General features: G+C 56.9%; 17 protein-coding genes. 2 read left to right on the plus strand and 15 right to left on the minus strand.

Annotation, left to right across the window (positions count from 1 at the left end; all coding sequences use genetic code 11):
- The gene (locus OOT55_RS13815) at positions 1–1,050 is read right to left on the minus strand and encodes a metal-dependent hydrolase (RefSeq protein ID WP_265366432.1); all 1,050 of its coding nucleotides are present in this window, start codon (positions 1,048–1,050) and stop codon (positions 1–3) included.
- Between the two features lie 343 nt (positions 1,051–1,393).
- On the opposite strand from OOT55_RS13815, the gene OOT55_RS13820 reads away from it, so the two are divergent.
- A complete protein-coding gene (locus tag OOT55_RS13820) occupies positions 1,394–3,070 on the plus strand; it encodes a glycosyl hydrolase family 18 protein (protein ID WP_265366433.1) in 1,677 nt (558 codons plus the stop codon).
- Between the two features lie 46 nt (positions 3,071–3,116).
- Here OOT55_RS13820 and OOT55_RS13825 read toward each other — a convergent pair whose 3' ends face one another.
- The 4 genes from OOT55_RS13825 to OOT55_RS13840 form a co-directional block, all read right to left on the minus strand.
- Positions 3,117–4,409 carry a hypothetical protein gene (locus tag OOT55_RS13825; protein WP_265366434.1) on the minus strand — a complete coding sequence of 431 codons (1,293 nt, stop codon included), beginning with the start codon at positions 4,407–4,409 and terminating at the stop codon, positions 3,117–3,119.
- A 92-nt stretch (positions 4,410–4,501) separates the two neighbouring features.
- Positions 4,502–5,509 (minus strand): GNAT family N-acetyltransferase, encoded by a 1,008-nt coding sequence (locus OOT55_RS13830; RefSeq protein WP_265366435.1) that lies wholly within the window; start codon positions 5,507–5,509, stop codon positions 4,502–4,504.
- Between the two features lie 94 nt (positions 5,510–5,603).
- Positions 5,604–7,433 carry a glutamine--fructose-6-phosphate transaminase (isomerizing) gene (glmS, locus tag OOT55_RS13835; RefSeq protein WP_265366436.1) on the minus strand — a complete coding sequence of 610 codons (1,830 nt, stop codon included), beginning with the start codon at positions 7,431–7,433 and terminating at the stop codon, positions 5,604–5,606.
- 184 nt (positions 7,434–7,617) lie between these two features.
- Positions 7,618–8,382, minus strand: coding sequence for a DeoR/GlpR family DNA-binding transcription regulator (locus tag OOT55_RS13840; RefSeq protein WP_265366437.1), 765 nt, complete (start codon positions 8,380–8,382; stop codon positions 7,618–7,620).
- Positions 8,383–8,573: 191 nt separating this feature from the next.
- Here OOT55_RS13840 and OOT55_RS13845 point away from each other — a divergent pair, with 191 nt between their 5' ends.
- Positions 8,574–10,085, plus strand: coding sequence for a tryptophan halogenase family protein (locus OOT55_RS13845; RefSeq protein WP_265366438.1), 1,512 nt, complete (start codon positions 8,574–8,576; stop codon positions 10,083–10,085).
- 25 nt (positions 10,086–10,110) lie between these two features.
- On the opposite strand, the gene OOT55_RS13850 is transcribed toward OOT55_RS13845, so the two are convergent.
- The 10 genes from OOT55_RS13850 to atpG form a co-directional block, all read right to left on the minus strand.
- On the minus strand, positions 10,111–11,646 hold the full coding sequence (locus OOT55_RS13850) for a tryptophan halogenase family protein (protein WP_265366439.1): 1,536 nt from the start codon (positions 11,644–11,646) through the stop codon (positions 10,111–10,113).
- Positions 11,647–11,709: 63 nt separating this feature from the next.
- Positions 11,710–14,775: a TonB-dependent receptor gene (locus OOT55_RS13855; protein WP_265366440.1), complete on the minus strand. Its 3,066-nt coding sequence runs from the start codon at positions 14,773–14,775 to the stop codon at positions 11,710–11,712.
- A gap of 141 nt (positions 14,776–14,916) precedes the next feature.
- Entirely contained in the window at positions 14,917–17,490 is a 2,574-nt protein-coding gene (locus tag OOT55_RS13860; RefSeq protein ID WP_265366441.1) for a family 20 glycosylhydrolase, read from the minus strand.
- A 92-nt stretch (positions 17,491–17,582) separates the two neighbouring features.
- Positions 17,583–18,914 carry a phospholipase D-like domain-containing protein gene (locus OOT55_RS13865; RefSeq protein WP_265366442.1) on the minus strand — a complete coding sequence of 444 codons (1,332 nt, stop codon included), beginning with the start codon at positions 18,912–18,914 and terminating at the stop codon, positions 17,583–17,585.
- A 325-nt stretch (positions 18,915–19,239) separates the two neighbouring features.
- Positions 19,240–20,121 (minus strand): hypothetical protein, encoded by an 882-nt coding sequence (locus tag OOT55_RS13870; protein ID WP_265366443.1) that lies wholly within the window; start codon positions 20,119–20,121, stop codon positions 19,240–19,242.
- Positions 20,122–20,364: 243 nt separating this feature from the next.
- On the minus strand, positions 20,365–20,994 hold the full coding sequence (locus OOT55_RS13875) for a hypothetical protein (RefSeq protein WP_265366444.1): 630 nt from the start codon (positions 20,992–20,994) through the stop codon (positions 20,365–20,367).
- 148 nt (positions 20,995–21,142) lie between these two features.
- Positions 21,143–22,510, minus strand: a complete 1,368-nt coding sequence (glmU, locus tag OOT55_RS13880; protein ID WP_265366445.1) for a bifunctional UDP-N-acetylglucosamine diphosphorylase/glucosamine-1-phosphate N-acetyltransferase GlmU — start codon at positions 22,508–22,510, stop codon at positions 21,143–21,145.
- Between the two features lie 125 nt (positions 22,511–22,635).
- Positions 22,636–23,067 carry a F0F1 ATP synthase subunit epsilon gene (locus OOT55_RS13885; RefSeq protein WP_265366446.1) on the minus strand — a complete coding sequence of 144 codons (432 nt, stop codon included), beginning with the start codon at positions 23,065–23,067 and terminating at the stop codon, positions 22,636–22,638.
- A 54-nt stretch (positions 23,068–23,121) separates the two neighbouring features.
- On the minus strand, positions 23,122–24,507 hold the full coding sequence (gene atpD, locus OOT55_RS13890; RefSeq protein WP_265366447.1) for a F0F1 ATP synthase subunit beta: 1,386 nt from the start codon (positions 24,505–24,507) through the stop codon (positions 23,122–23,124).
- Positions 24,508–24,610: 103 nt separating this feature from the next.
- Entirely contained in the window at positions 24,611–25,477 is an 867-nt protein-coding gene (gene atpG, locus OOT55_RS13895) for a F0F1 ATP synthase subunit gamma (protein ID WP_265366448.1), read from the minus strand.
- Between the last annotated feature and the right edge of the window lie 23 nt (positions 25,478–25,500).

Here is a 25,500-nt window from a genome sequence, read left to right on the forward strand (position 1 = left end):
TTATTGCCTTTTGCTGGGCGATTCCTGGGTATGTGAAGACTCACGTTCAGGCGTCTTCACGCGAGGCGGAGGCAGCGGTTGACCCTGAGCCCGACGGACAATCCAGCGCAGGCCGGCACCGATATCCGGGCGCTCCATCTGCAATTGCGGGGGAACCGGTTGCCATCCGCCGTCCACCCGTTCGGCGACCACGAAGTTGAAACTGTAAAAGGGCTCCTGCCCCATGCGCAGGTCGGTAATCCGCGCCAGTCCGTCCCGCTCGCTGACCTTGAAAAAACCTTTGCTGAACCAGGCGATTCGCCGAACCCCCCAATCGTCCTGAAGGGATTCATAAAGCGCTCTGTTCCGCTCGAAGCGATCGAACTCAATGGCACGCTCGCCATCGGCCAGGGCGTAAAAACCCTCGTAATAGTGATCCGGCGCCATGACCAATACCCGCCAGAGCAGTGTGTTGAACGCACTGGGGGTCACCAGGACCCGCTCGACCGGCCAATCCCGCTCCGCCAACTCGCGCTCGACTCGGGTTTCGGCCCAACTCTGCGCCGCCATACTCCAGAGCAGATAACCCGTGGTCAACGCCAACCCCCAGTGGTTCGCCCGGTGCCGACCGCCCAGCGCCAGAAGCAACCCGACCAGCAGTGGCACCGTGTACAGGGGGTCGATGATAAACAGGCTGGCCACCCCGAACGGATAATCGGTAAAGGGCTGGCCGATCTGGGTCCCGTACACCGTCATGGTATCGAGCAGCACATGGGTAATCAGAATCAGCCACAGCGCGGCCCACCATCGTCGGAAGCCCCCGGCGGGCATCCAGCGGGTAATCAGCCAGGCAAACAGGGGAGAAAGCAGAGACAGGTAGAACAGTGAATGACTGGCACCGCGGTGATAGGTGACGTTGCGGATCGGATCGCCGTAGTCCACAAACGAGTCCAGGTCCGGCAGGGTTCCGAAAAACGCGCCCACCAGTGCCGAGCGCCAGACCGGTACCCGCCGGCCCATTACCGCGACACCCACGGCGGAGCCGAGGGTCATTTGTGTCAATGAATCCATCTTGGTCTGTCTGCCTCTCAGATCGGGCTACCGGCCACCTTTGCCAGGCGCGGTATTTTACGCGACTGACGACCGGTTTGTACGCCGGAGAGCCCAAGAGCGACGCCAATCCGTCGAAAAACGGCTGAAAAGCGAGATCAAGGTCGCAATTGCGGCGGGATGACTTTGACGGATTCAGCCATGACGTCTACATTTAGACAACGTTGTCTAAATGTAGACGACGCCTCGCGGACCGCCAGGGAGGCGCATCCCATCGGGCAGCTCGATGTCCCTCTGCTCTCAACCGGTCCAACGACGGCCCGGCCGCATATCCCTTGAACCATAACAATCCGGGAGTTTCTGCATGAAAATCCGTCTACTTTTGATCATTCTGGCCCTGGGAGGCCTGGCGGCCACCCCAGCACTGGCCTATGACTGCTCCTCCGTGCCGGCCTACGCGCCGGATGCGACCTACGACAGCGGCGACCTCGCCCGAAACCTGGGCAATGCCTATCAATGCGATGTCGGTGGCTGGTGCTCCACTGGCGGGGCCTATGCACCCGGTGAGGGTTGGGCCTGGGAAGAGGCCTGGAGTCTGCTGGGTCAATGCGATGGCGACAGTTCCAGCTCCAGCAGTTCGCTCAGTTCCAGCGCTTCATCCTCCAGTAGCGCCGCTACCGGTGAAGGCTGTGAGGGACTGGACACCTGGAACGCCAACAGCGTCTACACCCAGGATGACCGGGTTGAATACAACGTTGTCGAGTATCGGGCGCGCTGGTGGACTCAGGGGGATAACCCCGAACAATCCGGCGACTGGGGCGTCTGGGAAAATCTGGGCGCCTGTGAACCGGCCTCTTCCAGCAGCTCATCGGAGTCCAGCAGCAATTCCAGCTCGGAGTCGAGCAGCAGTTCCTCCAGCAGCAGCGCCCCCGGCAACGGTGACGAGCTGGTGGTGGGCTATTTCACCCAGTGGGGCATTTACGACCGCAACTACCACGTGAAGAACATCCACACCAGCGGCTCCGCCGAGAAACTCACTCATATCGTGTACGCCTTCGGCAACGTCCAGAATGGTCAGTGCGTGGTGGGCGACTCCTATGCGGACTACGACCGGGCCTATGGCGCCGAGGAAAGTGTGGACGGGGTGGCCGACACCTGGGAGCAGGGCGCCTTGCGCGGCAACTTCGGGCAACTCAAACGGTTGAAGGAAATGTACCCGCACATCAAGGTGCTCTGGTCCTTTGGCGGCTGGACCTGGTCCGGCGGTTTTGGCGAGGCGGCCCAGAATCCGCAGCAGTTCGCTCAATCCTGCCATGACCTGGTGTTTGACCCCCGCTGGGACGGCGTGTTTGACGGTATCGACATCGACTGGGAGTACCCCAACGAATGCGGCCTGACCTGTGACAACAGCGGCTTTGATGCCTACCGGGAACTGATGCAGGCGCTGCGCAGCGAGTTTGGTGACCAGTTGGTGACCGCCGCCATCGGCGCGGGTGAAGCCAAGCTGAACGCGGCCGATTACGGTGGCGCCGCCCAGTACCTGGACTTCTATATGCTGATGACCTACGACTACTTCGGAGCCTGGGAAGCCCAGGGGCCCACCGCGCCACACTCACCGTTGAACAGCTACAGCGGCATTCCGCAGGCCGGCTTCCACAGCGACAACAGTGTGCAGATCCTCAAGGGACTGGGTGTGCCGGACGAAAAGATCCTGCTCGGCATCGGTTTCTACGGCCGGGGCTGGACGGGCGTCAGCCAGGCGGCCCCGGGTGGCTCCGCCAGCGGTGCGGCCAATGGGACCTATGAGAGTGGCATTGAGGATTACAAGGTCCTGAAAAACACCTGCCCGGCCACCGGTACCGTCGCCGGTACCGCCTATGCCCACTGCGGCGATGACTGGTGGAGCTACGACACCCCGGCCACCATTCAGGACAAGATGAACTACCTGAAACAACAGGGGCTCGGCGGCGCCTTCTTCTGGGAGCTCAGTGGCGATACCGAAGACGGTGAATTGATCGACGCGATCGACAGCGGACTATAGTTGAGTCATCCGCTTGTGAGAGTAGACAGCAGCCCCCGGCTGCTGTCTATTTCTCCCTGAGGTAGGCCTCTTCAATATCGGCATAATCAACCGGTTGAATGACGTAGCCCCCATTCTGAAAACGTTGAAGCTGCAGCCGGTCCTCCCCCACCGAATACACCACCCCCTCCAGGATGTGTCCGTTGGTGAGTCGAAGTTCCACCGTGGCATTGGCGGCGTTACGCAGTGTCTCAATGGTAATCCGACCTTCATCGTCTTGCGCGGGACCACCAGCATCAGTCGCCTGCTCCGCTTCACTGTCCGAATCAACGGCCCGCTCCCGTCGCGCTTCCCGCCAGGCTTCCGCTTCGGCCTCATCCATGACCGACAGGTCCAGCCGGTTCATTGACCCCTGATTCACCGATAGCTCCATGGGCAGGTAATAGAGCATCAGCTCCGTCGACAGGCCACTGAGGTCTTCAGCTTGCAGGCTTCCGCCGGGTTTGATCTGCAGGCGGAATTGATCCGGATTGGACAGGAATTCCCGATAGGCATCAACCATGGTCGGCCCGGCCGTCAAACCAAACTGATGCCAGATGTCCTGCCAGGCGCTCAGATGTTGGGCAAGAAAGGCCTCCCGTTCCAGCCCGGTTTCTTCGGTGCAGAAATCCAACACACGCCGGGCATAGCCCTTGTCCTGATAATCGATCATCACGCTCAGAAGTTGGGCATTGGGCATGGCCATCGCAACGGCCGGCGCATGACGTGACGGTGCGCCAAGAGAAAAGTCCATCTCAACCCGCGTGTTGTTCATTTCCCGCATCAGGGTATCGACGGTCACGCTGAGGAGCTCTCCATCACCCACCAGCCGATAGTCCACCCGCGTGTCCATCACAAACTCGGAATAGCCCATTTTCACAATATCCAGAGCGCTGAAACCGGTCCGACCACCACAGCCAGCGGCGGCGAACGCATCGGTCACGCCCGGGTTCCCGGATTGAGTGACGCCGGACAGGGGGATGCGGATGCCGTCAAACGACACACCCAAACGGGTAGGCAATAGCTGCTCTCGTGCGTCCATGGCCAACCGGTGGACTCCCATGAGTCCACCGGTATGCAGGGAAGCCCGGTCGATGCTGACAGCGCTGGGCATTCCGGGTACCCGCAACTGAATATCCTCCACGCGAATATCGCCAGACAGGCCGATGACCACCTCCCGATACTCCAGGTTGCCACCCATCTGGCCCAACAGACGGGCGGCACTCTCCACCCGCTTCTCCACTTGCCGCTCGTAGTAGTAATGACCGCCAAGCGCTGCGGTCGCTACAATCAGTAATAATCCTATGAGTATTCGCTTCATAATATTCCCTGCGTGTTACACCCTGTCAGTAAATGGACCCTGTACTTTAATCGGGCCTGCGCTTTTGTGCCGAGACTCCCATCACTGCCTGATCATAAAAAGTACCGGTGTAACAATAAACCGGCACACACCGTCCAGAGCGCCAGGCTGAACATCGGCAGGACAATCATCACCCGTACGGTAACGGAGGCCGTTCCCGTCTTCCGGTCAAGATAGGAGGGAATGGAAGGCAACATGCCGGCCAGCGCGTCATCAAAGCGGCGCAGATTCTTTTTATGGTGATTCAGGAACGCGAGCCCCGACTTCAACTTCAGATAAAACATTATATTAACGACAAACCCGAAGACCACCAACACACTGACAATCCAGTTGTTGGTGGTGGTTGGATCCCGCTCCAGCAAGAATGCGAATGCGGTGAGCATCGCGGTCATAAACGTGACCAACATACCCAGCTTGGTCCAGTTCAGGTTGTCCTCATGCATATAGAGGTTGACCGTCCCCTGTTCTTTCTCGATCAGATGCTGCACCAGCTCTGAACGGTCCACTTGCGCCATGCGAGTCTGGGGTCGGGTACCGGTTTTGGAGTAAAACCAGATTGAGCGGGTGCGGGTCACGCCATCGTAGTCGGCTGGGGGGAGCAGATCCCACAAATGGCCGAAGCCCAGCTTGCGATGGTACTCGATCGATTTGGTGTTCAGGGGCTCGTTGACTACCGCGGCGAGCGCCAGATCGGTATCCATTTCCTCAAAGAGCTTTTGGTACAGTGCCGAGGCGGCGCCACGCACCTCGCCGCTGCTGCAGATCTGCTTGATCAGGGTAAACGGCTCAATCACGGAATAGCGCAAGCACGAATTGATCACCTCTTCCGGCTTGATCGATTCGCTTTTATAAGCCAGCAGAAATCCACCCAGCTTACCGTCTTCCTCGGCTACCCAGAAGTATTCCGCACTATCCACATAAGCTTTGTAAACATCGAGGGAAAAGTTGGAAATCAGAAAACCGGTATTTTCCGGGTCTTTCAGATTCTCCAGCAGAAACCGCTCGGCAAGCGCATGCAGCGCCGGCACATCATCGTACGTGGCCCGTCGTATTGTGATCATACTGCTGTCTACCTCTGCGTTATTGTTGGAGAGCCGAACCATCAAAGTGACACTTGATGATTCGGCTCTCCCCAGAATCCACAAAAGCGACAGGTTACTCGACCGTCACACTCTTCGCCAGGTTGCGCGGCTGATCCACGTCGGTGCCTTTGATGATGGCCACGTAGTAGCTCAGCAACTGCAGGGGCAGGGTGTAGAGAATCGGCGCCAGCCAGGGGTGGCAGTGGGGAACGTTGATGACCCGCATGGTCTCGTCCGAGGCGAAGCTGGCTTCTACATCGGCGAACACATAGAGGATGCCTCCGCGGGCACGGACTTCTTCAACGTTGGATTTGAGTTTTTCCAGCAGCTCATTGTTCGGTGCGACCACAATAATGGGCATTTGGGCGTCGATCAACGCCAGGGGGCCGTGCTTGAGTTCGCCGGCGGCGTAGGCTTCGGCGTGAATGTAGGAAATTTCTTTGAGTTTGAGCGCACCCTCCATCGCAATCGGGTACTGATCGCCCCGGCCGAGGAACAGCGCATGATGTTTGTCGGCAAACTCCTCGGCCAGATCTTCAATACGCTCCGCGAGCGACAGTGACTCTTCGAGCTTGGCCGGCAGACCTTTCAGGGCCTGAACCATATCGGCCTGCTGTTCGGCGCTCAGGCCGTTGTATTTGCCCAATGCCAGCACCAGCATCGCCAGGCCCACCAGTTGGGTGGTGAACGCTTTGGTGGAGGCCACACCGATCTCCGCACCGGCGCGGGTCATAAAAGCCAGGTCGGATTCGCGCACCAGGGAGGAGCCCGCCACGTTGCAGATGGTCAGGCTGCCGAGATAACCCAGTTCCTTGGCGAGGCGCAGAGCGGCGAGGGTGTCGGCGGTTTCGCCGGACTGGCTGATGGTGACCACCAGGCTGTCGGGCTGGACCACAGATTTTCGGTAACGGAATTCACTGGCGATTTCCACGTTGCAGGAGACATTCGCGAGGGATTCCAGCCAATAGCGGGCGACCATGGCCGAATGGTAGCTGGTACCACAGGCAACGATCTGGACGTGTTTCACTTTCTTCAGCAGCTCGGCAGCACCGTTGCCGAAGGTTTCGTCCAGTACGCTCTCTTTGCCCAGACGGCCTTCGAGGGTGTTGGTCACCGCGTGGGGCTGCTCGTAAATTTCCTTGAGCATGAAGTGACGGTATTGGCCTTTGTCGCCGGCGTCGTAGCTGACGGTGGACTCATGCTCTTCGCGCTCAACGGCGTTGCCGTCTTTATCAAAGATGCGCACGCTGGCGCGGGTGATTTCCGCCACGTCACCTTCTTCCAGGAAGATAAACCGACGGGTCACCGGCAACAGGGCCAGCTGGTCCGAGGCGATAAAGTTTTCGCCGATGCCCAGGCCGATCACCAGCGGGCTGCCGGAGCGGGCCACCACCAGGCGCTCGGCGTCGTTGGCGTCCATCAGGACGGTGCCGTAGGCGCCGTCAAGCTGTTTCACGGCCTTCTGCACGGCACTCAGCAGATCGCCGGTTTCTTTCCGCGTTTGGTGCACCAGATGGGCAATGACTTCGGTATCGGTCTGGGAGTCAAACCGGTAGCCGTCGGCTTCGAGCTGCTTCTTGAGCGCACTGTGATTCTCGATGATGCCATTGTGCACGACGGCCAGTTGATCGTTGGAGACGTGTGGGTGGGCGTTGCGCTCGCTCGGTTCGCCATGGGTGGCCCAGCGGGTGTGGGCAATGCCGGTACCGCCCGGGGTTGGGCTGGCGGCCACGGCGTCGGCCAGTTCTTTGACTTTGCCCAGCCGGCGCAGGCGTTTGAGTTCGCCGTTGTTGACCACGGCCACACCAGCGGAGTCATAGCCCCGATACTCGAGGCGCCGAAGGCCTTCGACCAGAATATCCACCACATCCCGCTGCGCTACGGCGCCTACGATGCCACACATAATTTTTCTCCTTTGAGAAAATTCTAAATTCGTTTTGGGGGTAGGAGTTGGGTAAGGCCTTCACGGACACGCCGTGAATACGTCCCTGTAGGCTCGACGCCGGAATCCCGCCGGCGACGGTCCGTGAAGGCCTTACCCAACTCCTGTCACGTATTTCAATTCTTAAAACTTTCCTTTGTCGGTTTCAGGAAGCCCGGATAACATCGACTCCCAAGGTCTCCAAACGTTGTTTTGCCTCATCAGGGAAATCCGAATCCGTTACCAGATACGCAATCCGCTCCCAGGGCAATTCCAGGTTGTGGATCTTCCGACCCAATTTATCCGACTCCGCCATCACGATGACCTCTCGGGCCACCTCGGCCATTACCTGGCTCAGGCTGTACAGCTCATTAAAAGTGGTGGTCCCGCGCTCCAGGTCCAGGCCATCGGCGCCAATAAACAACTGGTCAAAGTTGTAGGAGCGCAGCACCTGTTCGGCCAACTGCCCCTGAAACCCCTCGGACTGCGGATCCCAGGTGCCACCGGTCATCAGCAGGGTGGGTTCGTTTTCCAGCTCACGCAGGGCGTTGGCGATGTTCAGAGAGTTGGTCATCACCACCAGCCCCTGCTTGTGGGACAGCTCCGGCAGCAGGGCGGCGGTGGTGGTGCCACTGTCGATGATGATGCGATTGTGGTCCAGAATCAGGTCCGCCGCGGCTTTGGCCATGGACTGCTTTCGTTCCGAAACTTTTTCGGTGCCCGGATCGACGATCATTTCCTGGGGCAGGGGCACGGCGCCGCCGTAGCGGCGCAGCAGCAGGCCATTGTCTTCCAGGGCCGCCAGGTCCTTGCGTACTGTCACCTCGGAGGTACCAAAGTGCTGGGCCAAGTGCTCGACACTGACCTCACCCGCCTGGGTGAGCATGTCGATAATGGCGCGTCGGCGCTGTTGGGTGTTGCGTTTGTTCATCCTGGACGCTCTTGATAAAACTTTTGAAACGAAAGGTATTTTAATACAACGAAAGTTATATGCAAGACATCTTTCGGAGCGGAATTCCCCCTCCTGACGGAAGGCGAGCGGCTTCGATCGAAAAGACAACGTTGTTTCAGAGTTGGCGAGTCTGTGTCTATAATGCAGACTGACTTCAGACGGGGAGCACCATGGGCAATTCAGCGGTCAATCAGGTCGTCATTCTCGGGGGTGGCACCGCGGGCTGGATGGCGGCCGCCAGCCTGGCACGTTACTTCGAGGGGCGACAGGCTCAGATCACTCTGGTGGAGTCGGCGGATATCGGTACCGTGGGCGTGGGGGAGGCGACCATTCCCAGTATCCGGGACTTCAATGCCTCGCTCGGCGTTGATGAACGGGATTTCATCCGTGCCACCGATGCCACGTTCAAGCTGGGCATCGAGTTCTGTGATTGGCGAGCCCCCGGCTCGGCGTTCTTTCATCCTTTTGCCGACTTTGGTCAGCCTCTGAACGGCGTGGCATTTCACCACTACCTCAACCGATTGCGAGGCGACGACCTCGGCCACTCACTCGAAGATCATTGCTTTGCGGTGCAACTGGCCCGCCGAGGCCGTTTCGCTCAGCCCCACGAGCAACCACCCACCCCATTGGCCGACTACGGCTACGCCTACCATTTCGATGCGGGACGCTATGCCAGTTTTCTGCGCCGGTATGCGGAAGCCCGGGGCGTTATTCGCCGCGAAGGGAAAGTGACGCATGTGGAGCAGGACCCGAACAACGGGTTTATCACCGCACTGCACCTGGACGACGGGGGACGCGCCGAAGCTCAGCTTTTTATCGACTGCTCCGGCTTCCGGGGCGTGCTCATTGAGCAGACCCTGCAGGCCGGCCATGAAGACTGGCGGCAGTGGTTACCCTGCGACAGTGCGATTGCGGCGCCCGGTGCGGCGATGGCGGAGCCGCCCCCCTACACCCGCTGCACCGCGCTTGACGCGGGTTGGCAGTGGCGTATTCCCCTCCAGTCCCGCACCGGCAACGGGTACGTGTACAGCCAGGCGTTTGTCTCGGATGAGCAGGCCAAACAGACACTTTTGAAGCAAATGGCCGAATCACCCCTGAAGGATCCTAAAACATTCCGCTTTGTTGCGGGCCCCCGGAAATCCATCTGGGAAAAGAACTGTTTTGCACTGGGATTGGCGTCCGGTTTTCTTGAACCTCTGGAGAGCACCAGCATCTCGCTGATTCAGACCGGTATTGCCAAGCTGCTGCGCCTGTTCCCGGAGTCGGGTTTCCATGAAGTCGACCGGGCCGAAGCCAACCGCCAGCACCACCACGAATTTGAACGTATCCGCGATTTTCTGGTACTGCATTACAAAACCACACAGCGGACGGATACCCCATTCTGGCGGCACTGCCAGGCCATGCCGATACCGGACTCGCTGGCCCATAAGCTGGAGCTGTTCAGGCATCGCGGTGAGCTGGTCAAGATGGAGCCGGAGGCATTTGAACCCGACAGTTGGTTGGCCATCTATTCCGGCATGGGTGTACAGCCGACACACTACGACATTCGGGCGAATAAGGTACCAGAGACCACGCTGACCGATGAGCTGGGCAAAATGCGCGCGATGATAACGCAGGCGGCGGAGCAGGCGCCTTCCCACAGCGCATTTATCCGTCAACACGAACTGGACCGTCAATCTTGAGGATCAGAGAAGATCCGGATTTTGGTCAGCCGGTGCGGTTCAGCGATTGCAGATAATCGTTGTGGGTCGGCGCCTGGGCGACCGCGTCGGCCACTGACTGACGCATTGCTTTCAGGGCCTCCTTCAGGTACTGAAGGTCCAGACGATCCACCCCCGGGTGATAACGCTCGGGCAAAACGCCCAATCCGGAATAAATGGCCAGCCAGCTTGCCGGGCCAAAGATTTCAGCGCGATAGCGAAGCAGCTCACCGTGCGCCCGGAATGCGTCCACCTTCTCCCGCAAGGTGTCCGGTATTGGCATTGCGCGGCAACGCTCCCAGAAGGGTGAGTCCGTTCGACCATTCAGCTTGTAATGCAGGATGATGAAGTCCCTGACCCGCTCATACTCCAGTGCGGTGTCTTCATTGAACCGGTCTGTTTCAGCCTGTGTGTACCAGGGTTTTTGAAACGCCCGACGAATTTTGTGGATGGCGGTTTCCACCAGGGCAATACTGGTACTCTCCAGCGGCTCGAGAAAGCCCGCTGACAGACCGACCGCGATACAGTTCCGGTTCCAGGCACGCCGACGTCGACCGGCCGTGAATCGGAAGGGTTTAGGGTCGTTCAAAAGCGGACCGTCTATATGATCAACCAGCGTTGAAGTGGCCTCGTCATCGCTAACGTGGTCGCTGCAGTATACATAGCCGTTTCCCTGTCGCGTTTGCAACGGAATTCGCCACTGCCATCCGGCCGTCTGGGCGCGGCTGACCGTGTAGGGTGGTGCCTCACCGAATCGTTCACTTTGAACCGCCACCGCCCGATCACAGTGCAACCATTCGCTCCAGTCACAGTAACCGGTGTTCAGGGTCTGCTCGATCAATAGCGCACGGAAGCCGGAACAGTCGATAAACAGGTCACCACCGACGACGTTACCCGAATCCAGATACAGCGCCTCGATATCGCCTGTCTCAGGATGCTGTCTGACCGACTCGATTCTGGCATCCAGCCTCTCTACGCCATGACGCTCGGCGTAACCCCTCATCAGGCGCCCGAAGGCCGCAGCATCAAAATGCAGCGCCCAATCAAATACCGATAGCTCTGATGGAGGTTGGGGAGAAGGAGGCGTAAAGCGTTGGCGGCGAGCCAACTGCAACCCCAGCGAGTAATCCGCCAACTCAGAGGTATCACCGTGCTGACGAAGCTTCAGCCAATAGTGGTGAAAGTCGATGCCGTTGGCTTTTTGTCCGAACACACCAAAAGGGTGAATGAAGTCACTGCCGGGTTCTCGCCACTGTTCAAACTGAATGCCCAGTTTGACGGTGGCTTGCGTCGCGCGCATCACCTCGGTATCGGTCATGCCGAGATCCGCATAAAACTGGCGCAGGGTTGGAATGGTTGCCTCCCCGACACCCACGGTTCCAATATCCGAGGATTCCACCAGGGTTATTCGGATGTCCGTTTTACGGAAGTGCCGGGCCAGACGGGCCGCCGTCATCCAGCCAGCGGTACCCCCACCGACAATAACCAGCTGCTTGAGTGTGTGCCGGATCACCGAAACCTCCTCAACGGAAAAAACCGCCACGATCACTCGCGGCGGCACAACGATCGGGCCTCCATGCCCTTACTGAGTCAGATGACACCCAACTTAAAATGTGTAACGCGCACCCAGTGCCCAGCGAGCCTCGTAGATATTCTGGAAGGCCTTCTGGTCTTCAAATTCCAGGTAGGTCTGCTGGAATTCCTCGGTGATGTTGGAACCGTTCACGTACAACGCCAACTCATCGGTCACATCCCAGGTCACGTTCAGGTCGAGCTGACCGTAATCATCCTGGTACAGCGCCTGTTCGGCCAAGGCCGGGCCGCCGACGCTGATCAGGCGGGGCGAGCGGAAGTTATAGGCCAGGCGGGCTGACAGATAGTTGTTTTCAAACCAGCCGACAATGTTGTAAGTGTCCTCGGAGTTATTGACGAACGGCAGTTCTTTGCCTTCCACACCAACCGCGTCTTGCGAACTCTCGGACAAGGTATAGTTGACGTCAAAACCGAAATTCTCCAGCGCACCGGCCGTGAAATCACCGAAGGCCACTTTGGCGGCGAGTTCCAGACCATTGACCTTGCCACCCGTGCCCTGAACCGGCGCGGTGAACTCCCAGGGACCGCGACGAATGCCATCGGCGTCGGGCTCGTCAATGATCACGGTACCGCTCTGGACAAAACTGTCAATTTCAATCTGGAACAGGGTTGCGCTCAGCACCGAAGCATCCCCCGCATACCATTCCGCTGACAGATCGTAATTTTTCGCCCGTGTCGGATCCAGCTCCGGGTTACCACTCAGAGAGCCACCGGTCACTCGCATGCACTGGCAGTCGTCATTGAATACTCGCCCGACGCTTTTCGCACCCCCCCAGGTCAACAGATCCAGCGGTTGCATCGTTTCGCCATAACCCAAGCGGAACTTGAGGGTATCGGTGGCATCCCAGGCAACGTTCAGGCTGGGTAGCACGTCAGTGTAACTGCGGCGCGTGACGACATCACCGATATCGTAGCTCACCCCCGAGTGCGGCACACCGCCACCGACTTCGTTCTGAACCACGGTCAGATCGGTTTCGACAACTTTGACACCCAGGTTACCGGTGATGTCATCACCTACGGCGAAGTTGGCCTGTGCAAAATAGCTGAACTCATCCAGACCGACGCTGTAGGACTGACCTGGCTGGGGGAAACGGATCTGCTCCCCGAAGACACTCTCCTGATAGGCAAGAGTATCGTCCAGGGCACGGGGATCCACCGCCCACACACCCGGTACACCGGAAACCGGACCAAGGTCATCCACCCAGACGATGTCGTTGTACTGATCGATCGCGATCGGGGGAATCAGGGTGTAGTTTTCGAAGACCTGATTGCCATCGTCGTCCAGTACCGGGTCGCCGTTCTCGTCGACCAGGAACTCACCCTGCTGTCTGTCCGGATCACATTCACTGGTACCGGCGAACTGGTCCACCGCCTTCCACTGGGCTTGACACCCGGTATCATCAAACTCCGCGAAGTACGAGAACACTTCGTGCTCCACCGTTCGCTCGCTTTGACGCAGACCGAAATCAACACTGGTGATGAAGGGACTGTCGGAGAACTCGTAGTTCCAGCGGGTACTGAAGGTGTTCATTTCACCTTCATCATTGGTGTTGTTTTCCGAGGACATGGCGCCGACATGATAGGCTCGGGGATCCGCCATGTAGTCGGCAACGCTCATTTCTCCAAGGCCGCCACTGACGGTCTGGTCAAAGCCGGTGAATACCGGATGCTCGCCAGAGGCATCGTAGCCAATCAGGAAGTCACTGTCCTCGATACTGTAGGGTGAATATTGAACAAAGCAGCCACCATCTTCACCGACGGCGGTACCGGGCACGGCGTTGTCTCCGGTACAGTCACCCGCCGGCCTCAGGCCGCCAGGTCCGGTGACCAGTGTGCCCTGATCAATACTCATCAGGTCACCTTCCACATAACCGTGGCGCATCTTCGCCTCGGCAGTCGCTCGGGTAACCCGGACCTGACCGGTCAGTGCGCCACCGTTATCGAAGTTCAATTCGGCGCTACTGTTGTTGGACTCTTCTTCGTTGTAGTTCACCTGACTGAACGACTGCAACCGGTAGGGCCTCGCTTCAAACGCGTTTACCGTACCCCACTCCTGTCCGTTGTAATCAAAGCGGTCACGAACCAGGCTGCCTTCCTGGGCAAACGCGTAGTTATTGAACGTCTGCCAGCGGTTGTTGTGAGACATGCCGGCCCGCCGGTTCCAGCGATCCTGCTTGCTGTAAAAGTGATCAACCACCAGCTCAACCCCTTCGGACAGCCGAGCCTGGAAGGACAGGTTCAGGCCATCGCGCTGGCGTTCTTCAACTTTGTTGAAAGCGGCAAAACCCTGAGGTACCACGTGGTACACATCCTGATTAACAGGAGGTGCGCCCCAGGTGTAGTTGTTGTTCGCCGCACCGATACCGCCGTTTTCAGAGGTATCGAAGTAACCGTTGTAGTCCGTCGCCAGGTTCTTCTCGGTGGTCACGGCGCTGACCAGAAAGCCAACGTTGTCATTGTTCCACCCAATCAGACCGCTGACCGTGGGATCGGTCTCCTCACTGATGGAACCGCGATCCACTTCGACCGACGCCGATGCGGTAAAGCCGCTATCGAGATCAAACGGACGGCGGGTTTTCAGATCCACGGTGCCGGAAATACCCAGGGTGCTCAGAGTGGCCAGCGGCGATTTATATACGTCGGCGCCGGAAAACAACTGGGAGGGGAGGTCACCAAAGTCGGCGCCGGAGGAGTCAATGGTGGTGGCACTCAGAAAGGTTTCACCGTTGAGCGAGGTGGCAACATTGGCCAGGCCGCGAATCTGGACCGGACCACCTTCACCGGCGGTGCGCTCCACCTGAATACCGGGAATCCGCTGGAGGGAGTCGGCGATGGTGACATCCGGCAGCTTACCGATGTCTTCGGCGGAAATGGCATCGACGACCGAGGCCGCATCACGTTTGGTGTTCACCGCGTTGAGCTGGGAGGCGTACACGCCGGTGACCACAATTTCTTCCAGCATGGGCTCATCCTGCGCCTGCACCAATGCGGGTGCGATCAGCAGTGATGAAATGCTGGATGCGAGCAGGGTTTTTCTGAAACCCTTGGGTTTATTGAATGCTTTGCTGCGAGTTTCCATGACGACCTCCTAACGGATCTTATGTTGTTTTGATGGACGTTGTTGGTACTACGGTTTTCTAGCCTATGCTCTTTTTACGCCCAACGGGACAACGTTGTCAAACACTTTTTTGTAAAAAGTTGTTCCGCTACCACCCGCCGGTCAATCCAGGCGGGTGGAGCGACTGACGTTGTTGTCCAGACGGGTGCGCAACATCACCGGTGCCTGTTCAGCCGATACCGACGGCTGGAAGACTTGCCAATCCAGACCATTGGTGCTGACCTCGACTGTCAGGCCGGGCAGGGCGGTATTCACCTGCAATTGGCCGTTTTCCCACCGGGCACCCGGAGGGGCCAGATACGCCTGGACACCGGCTTCGGCGAGGCGCGGTAATTCGCGCTCCGCCAGGGTTCGGGCGAACACCGCAAATTCCCGGGCGCGGGCCTCGGCACTGGAAGAGTCTCCTTCCCATTCGGCTCTGTGCCAAGCGCGCTCGGCCAAGGCGAGCAGGCGGGGGTAGACCATGCGCTCGAGCTGCTCCGGGGTACGGATGGTTTCGGTCCAGACCTGGCCCTGAATGCCGAGGATGTTGTCCGGTTGTTTCAGGGGCGGCAGGGCGCGCCCCACTAGCGCCTCGAGGTTGTCGATGGGCGCGCCATTGCGGGTGGTGTTGGCGTTGGCATAGAGGTGTTCGGGCATGTATCCGAACACTTTGCGGGTATCGGTGTACCGGGTCGCCCAGTAGTAGCCACGCTCTTCGGGGTGTGCCTCGTAGGGATGATCGAAATAGAGGTGAGTACCGTGGGAGAGCACCACTTCATAGCCGGCGTTCGCCAGGCGGTAGGCCCGGTCGGCCACGCCCCATTCCCAGATGTTATCCCAGGCGTTGGCGATGACCCGATCGTTGTCAAACTGGCTCCGATTGAACGGATTGTTCGCGTCGTACATCAGGCCGTCTTCCCAGCCCGCGAGGGCCAGGCCCCGCTTTTTCGCCAGGGCGGCAACGCGGCTGACAAAGTAGGGCTTCAGATCTGCAACACCGGCAACGCCTTCGCGCTCGGCAATCAGATCCCGACAGGCGGGGGAGCCAGTCCAGGAGCCTTTGCCCACCTCATCGCCCCCCATATGGAAGATGTTCAGCTTGAGGCCGGCATCCCGGTACATCTGCTGCAGCTCGTACATCACCTTGTCCACAAAGGCATAGCTGGAGTCCAGGCAGACGTCGATGGAGTTGTCGGTGTAGTTCTGCACGGTCATGTAATCCGAGGTGTCTTCGGGGTGAGACAGCAGGTACTGGCGAGCGGCCTCCGGTTGTTCCGCAGCCATCAAACGGCGGTAACGGGCGTCCATGGACTGGATGGCCGCCCGGGCATGACCGGGCATATCAATTTCGGGGATGACTTCAATGTGCCGCGCGGCGGCGTACTCGAGAATCTCGATAAAGTCGTCCCGGGTGTAATAACCATTGCCACTGCCACTTTTATGCGGCCCCGTGCCCAGTTGGGTGAGCAGGCACTCGGTCTCTTCCGGATCAAAGCAGCGTTCACCTCCCACCTCGGTCAATTCGGGCAGGCCGGGGATTTCCAGGCGCCAGCCTTCGTCCTCGGTCAGGTGCAGATGCAGCTTGTTGAGCTTGTAGCGGCCCATCTGTTCGATCAGGCGCAGGGTCACGGCCTGGCCGTGGAAGTTGCGGCCCATGTCGTAGTGCATCCCCCGCCAACCGGCGCGGGGCGCATCGAGCACGGTGAGATTGGGCAGGGTGACCGAATCGCTGTTCATGGTCGCCGGCAAGAGTTTCAATAAACTCTGCAGGCCATAGAAGGCACCGGCATTGTCCCGACCGGTGATGCGGATCTGGTCGTCGTCGATTTCCAGCCGGTAGCTTTCCGCCTGTTCCGGCAGATCGGTATCCTCAGACGCCACCCTCAGGCTGATTCTGGGGCCCGAGACCGACTCATGGTCCGCCGCACGCGGGAATTCAGCATTGAACAGCGTCGAGAGCTGCTCCGCCAGGTAGTCAGCCTCTGAGCTCAGACGACCGGCGTAGTGAATGGTCCAGTCCGGCGAGAGAGTCGCGCTGCCCCAATGGGTTTCCAGGGACAGCGGTTTGGGAATGATGCGCTGGCGCACCGCCTGATCGGACACCCGCTGCGAGTGGATGGCGCGGTTGCGTTCGTAGCGGCGCTCGGCGGTGGCAATCGGCACCTGATCCTGGGCCGAGCGACGCTGCTGGGCCTCCCGGTCGAATACATCGACAAAGCGGCTCATGTCTTCGGTGTCGGTATTGACAAACACCGCAGGTTCGCTACCCGGGCGATGAATAAAGGCGCGGGGCATAAAATCGGTATAGGCCGCCATGGCCGAGGAGGGTTCATAGAACAGCTCCAGGGACTCTCCCGGGGCGAGGCCCGGGAAGTCCTCGGTCGGCGCAACCCGGTGTAAATCCCCCTGGACATGGGTCAAATGCAGGCCGGACACGGTGGTGTCACTCACCCGACGCACCGAGTGGAAATACAACCGCCAGTCACCGGTCCCCTCCGGCAGTGCCACGTCGGAACGGTTGTGCAGCCGGATTCGCGCTTCCGGGCCATCTTCACCGATGTTGCTGACCACGGCAAAACGCCATTCGGTCTGGGCCGCAAATGCCTTCAATTGGGCGTCGCTGAGCGGTTGGGCAAGGCTGCCCACACTGGCAAAAAGCGCGACTGACAGGAGCAGGACGGTACGTACTATCATTATTGATCTCCACTTGGGGCATGGTCCAAGATGGAGCATAGCTTACAACGGACAACGTTGTCTAACTAATTATGGATTCTTTCCTGGTTAGGTCAGAAAGTGCTTATCCCAGTTGCCTCCATGGTTCGATACAGCAGTCGGGGCCACAGACTTTCATCGGCGTAGGCAGCGTAATCCAGGCTGTACTGCTTTCCGGATCGGTTATGCCAACGGTCATCAAACCACTGGGCGGCCGCGGTTAACGGCTCAGAGTCGGAAGATCCCCGCAGTACGACACTGGTTTCGAGATTCAGGTTGTGCAGGTTGCGGCGAGTGAAATTGGTGGAGCCCAACAACATCCGTGCCTGGCTCCGGGTGTCTTGATGCATCAGCCATTTGGAGTGGCACTGCTCACCGTGTGTGTCACACCACCGCACCTGTACCCCGGCGTTGACCAGCTCGTGGGCGACCGGGCGGTTGGGCACGCCATTTTTTTCGCGCCCGAAAGCGTCTTTGTTCGGGTCGAGCAACACCCGTACGTTGACGCCGCGCTGGGCGGCCTCCTGCAGAGCCCGAGCCAGGTGTCGATCCGATAAATAGAACATCGCCAGGTCCAACCGCTCCCCCGCGGCTGCGCCATTGATGATGTCCAGAGCGGCTCGCTCGACAGCACGCTCGGTCACCACCTGGACCGACAGAGGAGAACCGGCGACCTCAACGGTGGGTCGATCCAGGGACGGCCTAGGCTCGGGTCCGTCCGAGAAGGCAAGCACGGCGGCTTCACTGTCCAGCAGGTCCCACGCCGCCGGACCACCGAAGCGCAAGGCGACATTGCCGTGGGCGCTGCTTCCGTCGTGGGGGTTGGCGGATGTGACCAAGGCGGTCAGCTCGTTATTCTGATCGGCGATGATCAGTTTGCGATGGTTGGCCTTGAAGTTGATCAACGCCAGGTAACTGCGCAGAGACACCCGGCCCTCCCCAAACGGATTGGGTAAAGTATCCGTTTCGGTGTTTCCCCAGGGCTGAATAAAGGGACGCCAGAACGCGGAGTAGAGGGGATTGCTGTCGCGCAGCCTGGTGAGGTCGGTCAGGGTCACCGAGATGCCGGCGGCCTCCAACCGTTGGAAGTGAGGGGAGGGCAGACCACCGTACAAGGTATTCAGGGGATCGCTGATCACCAGAACCTGAATCTCTGGGTGACGGCGTTTTTGGGCGATAAGCCGGTCGGTCAGCTCGTCGGACAGCGCCCGGTGCGTGTCGGTCATCTGCCCCTGGTAGGCATTGAACAGAAACATGTCCACGAGAATGAACCGTTCCGCCTGAGCGACCAGACGGAAGACCTCGTCAAAAATTCGCTGCTCGGTCTGTCGCTCCCCCTGCGGACCGATATAAGTCCGATCGGCCAGAAACTGGACCCGGGTCGCCCCTCGGGCGGGCGCTTCCATGTTAATTCCGCTGGGCAGGGGTTTTAGAAACCCGTAAGAACCAACAATAAAAGCGAATAAAATCGCTACGGAAATCAACCAAAAAATAGATCGACAAACCTTAAAGCTTCTACGTTCTAACAAGTCCACTTAGTATTTCCATAATAAAGGGGTTCCAGTTAGACATCATATTTTCAAAAAACTATTACATTGGAAGTAATGTGGCATGAAAGAAAAAACAAGAAGCAGTAATCAGATCAAAATCTACTCGGATAGAACCGGCTACGTAATACACCATTATAATTTAGCTAGCTTCACTTTGAAGTTTGTCAATCCTAACTATTGGTCAACCTAGAAACTTTCTTAATCTTGTCTGACCAGACTTATTTTTTAGCGATCTTGCTAGAGCTTGCAACTCCTCACCTTCAATTTTAAGGCCACTGTCTTCAACCAAAAACCTAGCTAAATTGTACGCTGATTTTTCAATATTACTATCCTGCCGGCGTTCCAAATCGGTTATAATACTTTCAATTCCTTCACCTTCTCTTTCTCTGATCTCTTTTTTGAAGTCATTATATATATTTTTCGGAATCCATATAACATTTTCATCCAACACATTCTTTATATAATTATTAAAATCCTGTTGGGAGTAGTTGTCAGGTGCCCAATCAGGAGTTCCAACCCTTGAATACAAATTCCCCACCAGCCATCCAAGCTTTGATCTGAAAGTAGGTTCCAGCTGCACGGTTTTCGCGTCAAGACACTTCTCATAGTGTTCATTTGCTCTAATTGCTATTGATAGATGAAGAAAAGTACAACTATCCTCATATAATTTCATTTTTTGATCGGATTTCAGGAAAAAGTAATCTTTATGGTTGTTATTCATGAGGACTCTAAGAAAATCTGTGATCTTTTGTCGTTTACTTTCACTGCAAAAACTATCGCCTTGAAATTTAGTAACACTATTTTTCCCGAGCTCCCTAGACAGCACATCACTTAAAGGTCGGACGGCAGCTAACGTAATGTAGTTAGAAGAGCACTTATTTCCATTTCTTTTGACAAGATCACAACTTTGAGTAAGTACTTGGAAGTGCGTGTAATTTTCACTATTTGAATAGTGAGGATGTACTTGATTAAGCAAACTGTCTAAAGCTGGGGTTTTCGACAGAACATCCCCTTGCTTTAGACAGCTTTTATCTACAGATTCTGAGTAAGTGAAATGAACCATCGACTTCCACTTTATAATATTCTAATTTAAAAAGCGTTCGATATTTTTTTGTTCAAAGCCTTTAGACGATCAGCCTTTCTTTTACTGTTAGTTGATTTGAATACCTCAGAATATTCAATAGAAGAAGTTACTTGAATATCAGTTTCGCTGCTAGAAGGAAAATCGTCGTAGTATTTTGGAATAAAGTAATTGGTATCTTCACTCATAAAGTAGTCATTTGTGTTTTCTAAAATCGAAATAGAATTAGTCGTCTTCATTTACAAGCTCCCTTAACAGTCTTTGTGTTGAGTTATAATATTCGTCAATAATGTCGCTTGTTAGATACTTTGCACACTCTCCTGGAGTATGAGAGTCATGATGGAAATTAAAATTTATTACCACCAAATCATCTTTGTAAACTGTTTTTAAATTTAGTACCACATCGTTGCTGAATCTTAAAGATCTTGAGATTTCAATTATTTCAGCCTCATACTGACTTTCTATAATACCACTATCATCAGTTTTAAACTCATCAACAGTTACCAGTTGATCGCCTTGATACTCAAAACCAAAATTAACTCCCATCCCGTTGATTGGAGTGTGAATTAAAAGCTCTAAGGTTTTCTTTGCAACTTCCCCAACCTTCTTAAGATCATCAACGCTATCCAGACTATCGCCATTACATGCAAAACGTAATGTTTTGGTAGTGGCCTCCAATAGGATATTTTCAAATTCTATTCGGGGTGGCAACTGGGTATTACCTACAGGATACAAAAAAGATATCTCGGAGCTGGTGTTCTCACATAGATTCTCAGAGATCCAGTTTTGAGTAAAAATTTGTGGATTCCACCCACCAGCTAAAACCACTGAAAAAGAGTTCTTTATTGCGGACATTGTTTACTATGCTCTCTTTGAGCTAGGGAGATTCAAAACCCCTTTATATAACTTTTAGTTATATAAAGGGGTTTTGATTTCCTAGCATTTAACCATACTTTAACAAGAGGAACCATCTAGACTAAACGACACGTCAGTTGGTTCCTCGTTACTTTCGAATGGGTCTCTGCCAGCCCTGAATGTTGCGCTGGCGGCCGCGGGCAATCGCCAACTCTTCATCGGGAACGTCTTTGGTGATGATCGACCCGGCACCCACCGTCGTGTTCTTGCCCAACTTGACCGGCGCCACCAGCGCGCTGTTGGAACCGATAAAAGCATTGTCCCCGATTTCCGTGAGGAATTTGTTGACCCCGTCGTAGTTACAGGTAATCGTGCCGGCGCCGACATTCACACCGGAGCCGACCTTGCTGTCGCCGATGTAGCTCAGGTGATTGACCTTGCTGCCCTCGCCAATGGTGGCTTTCTTGACTTCCACAAAGTTGCCGATCTTGGCGCCGTCAGCCAGCAGAGTACCGGGGCGCAGACGGGCGAAAGGCCCGATGGCGCAGTTGCTGGACACGCGTGCCCCCTCGATGACCGAGTTGGCTTTGACTTCAGTACCAGCCCCAATCACGCAGTCTTTCAGGTAACAGTTGGGTTCAAGGTGAACGCCATCTTCCAGCATGACTTCGCCTTCAAACACGCAGTTCACGTCAATCACGACGTCGCGACCGACGGTGATCCTGCCGCGGCAGTCAAACCGCGCCGGGTCCATCAGAGTCACCCCCTGAACCATCAATTCCTCGGCCTGAAGGCGTTGGTAGTAGCGCTCCAGAGCCGCCTGTTGCTGGCGATTGTTGATGCCTTCCACTTCCTCCGGGGTGTCCGGTTGAGCGGCATGAATCGTCAGCCCACTTCGCCGAGCCATGGCGATAATGTCGGTCAGATAGTATTCGCCCTGGGCGTTGTCGTTGCTCAGTGCGGGCAACCATTCGCGCAAGTGCTTCGCCTTGGCGGCCATGATGCCGGTATTGATTTCGGTGATTTTTCGCTGCGTCTCGCTGGCGTCCTTGTATTCGACAATGGCTTCCACTTGGCCATTCTGGTCGCGCAGGATTCGCCCGTAGGCACCGGGGTCTGGCAGATTGACGGTGAGTAGCCCGATGGTGGTGTCGGATACCGCCTGAGCCAGTTTTTCAAGCGTCGCGGCCCGGGTCAGGGGCACATCACCATACAGAATCAGTACCGTGGCGTCGTCCCGGAAATGGGGCAGGGCCTGCAGAACGGCATGCCCGGTGCCGAGCTGTTCGGTTTGGGCAACAAAGCGGATGTCGTCGGCCGCCATGCGGGCCTCCACCTGTTCGGCGCCGTGGCCAACCACCACCAGAATCTGGTCACTCCCCAGCGCCCGGGCGCTATCGATCACATGCTGTACCAACGGGCGGCCACCCACGGGATGAAGCACCTTGGGCAGATTGGAACGCATCCGGGTGCCTTTACCGGCAGCGAGAATCACGATATCGAGTGGGGTGGTCATGACGCTACTCCTTCAACAAACCGTTGATCAGGATACTACTGAGAAAATTCTTTGTGGCCAGGACGCAAAAAAAGGGCGGCCGATCAGCCACCCTTTTCTGTTGCCAATGCCATACACGGCGAGGCCTACTTGTTGCTGCCCAACTTCTTGCGAATGGACTGCAGAGTACGCAATTGAGCGGCGGCTTCCGCCAACTGAATCGCCGCCTTGGAGTAGTCGATCTCGCCAGACTGGTTGGTGAGCTCTTTCTGGGCGGCTTCTTTGGCTTCCTGGGCGGCTGCTTCATCCATATCATCGGCGCGCAGGGCGGTATCCGCCAACACGGTGACGTGGTAAGGCTGCACTTCCAGATAGCCACCGGAAACGTAGTAAATCTCTTCCTCACCATTGTCCTTGACGATGCGCACCGGGCCCGGCTCCAGGCCGGTCAGCAAAGGAGCGTGACCATAGGTCACACCCAGGTCACCCAGTGAACCGGTGGCCACGATCATCTTCACCAACCCGGAGAAGATTTCCCGCTCTGCACTGACAATATCGCAGTGAACTGTCATAGCCATATTTCTGCCTCTAACGCTTCAGGGCCAGTGGCCCGGCACTGCCGGGCCGGCGGGTTACTTTTTCTTGGCCTTGTTGGCTTTCTCGATGGCTTCTTCGATGGTGCCAACCATGTAGAACGCCTGCTCCGGCAGATCATCGTACTCGCCGTCGAGAATGCCTTTAAAGCTGCGAATGGTGTCCTTGAGGGACACGTAAACGCCCGGAGAACCGGTGAACACTTCGGCCACGTGGAACGGCTGGGACAGGAAACGCTCGATTTTACGGGCCCGGGATACGATCAGCTTGTCCTCTTCTGACAGCTCATCCATACCCAGAATGGCGATGATGTCCTTCAGCTCTTTGTAGCGCTGCAGTACGGTCTGAACACCGCGAGCCACTTCGTAGTGCTCCTGGCCAATGATCAGCGGATCCAACTGACGAGAGGTGGAGTCCAGCGGGTCAATGGCCGGATAAATACCCTTGGAGGCAATATCCCGGCTGAGTACAACAGTGGAGTCCAGGTGGGCAAAGGTGGTCGCCGGAGACGGGTCAGTCAGGTCGTCCGCGGGTACGTATACGGCCTGTACCGAGGTAATGGAGCCGGTCTTGGTGGAGGTAATACGCTCCTGCAGAACACCCATCTCTTCAGCCAGGGTCGGCTGATAACCTACCGCGGATGGCATACGACCCAGCAGCGCCGATACTTCGGTACCCGCCAGGGTGTAGCGGTAGATGTTGTCGATAAACAGCAGAACGTCCTTACCTTCGTCACGGAACTTCTCGGCCATGGTCAGGCCGGTCAGTGCAACACGCAGACGGTTACCCGGTGGCTCGTTCATCTGGCCGTAAACCATCGCTACCTTGTCCACAACCTTGGAGTCGGTCATTTCGTGGTAGAAGTCGTTACCTTCACGGGTACGCTCACCCACACCGGCAAATACCGACAGACCGGAGTGCTCTTTGGCGATGTTGTTGATCAGTTCCATCATGTTCACGGTCTTGCCCACACCGGCACCACCGAACAGACCAACCTTACCGCCCTTGGCGAACGGGCATACCAGGTCGATCACCTTGATGCCGGTTTCCAGCAGCTCGTTGGACGCGGCCAGTTCTTCGTAAGCCGGGGCATCGCGGTGAATCTGCATGCGCTCGTCTTCACCGATGGGGCCGGCCTCATCAATCGGGTCGCCCAGTACGTTCATGATACGACCCAGGGTTTTCTGGCCCACCGGAACCTTGATCGGCTCCTTGGTGTTGCTCACATCCAGACCACGACGCAGACCTTCAGAGGAGCCCAGGGCAATGGTGCGTACCACGCCGTCGCCCAGTTGCTGCTGCACTTCCAGAGTCAGGTCTTGCTCGGTGACTTTCAGTGCATCATAGATTTGCGGCACGGCATCGCGCGGGAATTCCACGTCGATCACGGCGCCGATAATTTGTACGATACGTCCGCTACTCATTTCCGGTTCCTCTTGGTTTCAGATCCGGCCGACTGTCAGTGAATGACGAGGGCAGCCTGAGACTGAAGGTTTTAACTCAAAAAAGGGTTCTCAGCTCTGGGCCTTAAGAGGCCACGGCGGCGGCACCGCCCACAATTTCCGACAGCTCCTGGGTAATCGCGGCCTGACGGGCTTTGTTGTACACCAGTTGCAGGTCACTGATCAGGTCGCCGGCATTGTCGGTGGCGCTCTTCATGGCCACCATACGCGCGGCCTGCTCACAGGCGCCGTTTTCAACCACGGCCTGATACACCTGAGACTCGATATAACGAATCAGCAGACCGTCGAGCAGTTGCTCGGCGTCCGGCTCGTACAGGTAATCCCAGTGGTGCTGAAGTTTTTCGTCTTCCTCGGCCACCAGCGGCAACAGCTGCTGAACTTCAGGTTGCTGAGTCATGGTGTTGATGAATTCGTTACCGACCAGGTAGAGCTTGTCGATCTTGCCTTCGCCAAACGCATCCAGCATGACCTTGACGCTGCCAATCAGGGAAGCGACGGTCGGCGCCTCACCCAGATCACGAGCGCTGGCTACCACATTGCCGCCATGGCTGTTGAAAAACGCACCGGCTTTGGCACCCAGCAAGCACAGATCCACTGCGACACCCTGGTCGGACCAGGACTTCATGGACTTCAGTGCCGCCTTGAACACATTGATGTTCAGGCCACCACACAGGCCGCGATCACTGGAGACAATGATGTAACCAACCCGTTTGACCTCGCGCTCTTCCATATAGCGGTTTTTGTATTCCGGATTGGCGTTGGCCAGGTGACCGACCACGGCACGCATACGCTGGGCGTAGGGCTTGCCCCGCTCCATGCGTTCCTGAGCTTTACGCATCTTACTCGCGGCGACCATTTCCATCGCGCTGGTAATTTTCTGCGTGCTTTTAATGCTCGAAATCTGCGTCCGAATCTCTTTTGCGCCTGCCATACTCAAAGGCCCTCAAGCGTGAA

Source organism: Marinimicrobium sp. C6131 (assembly GCF_026153455.1).
Taxonomy (GTDB): domain Bacteria; phylum Pseudomonadota; class Gammaproteobacteria; order Pseudomonadales; family Cellvibrionaceae; genus Marinimicrobium.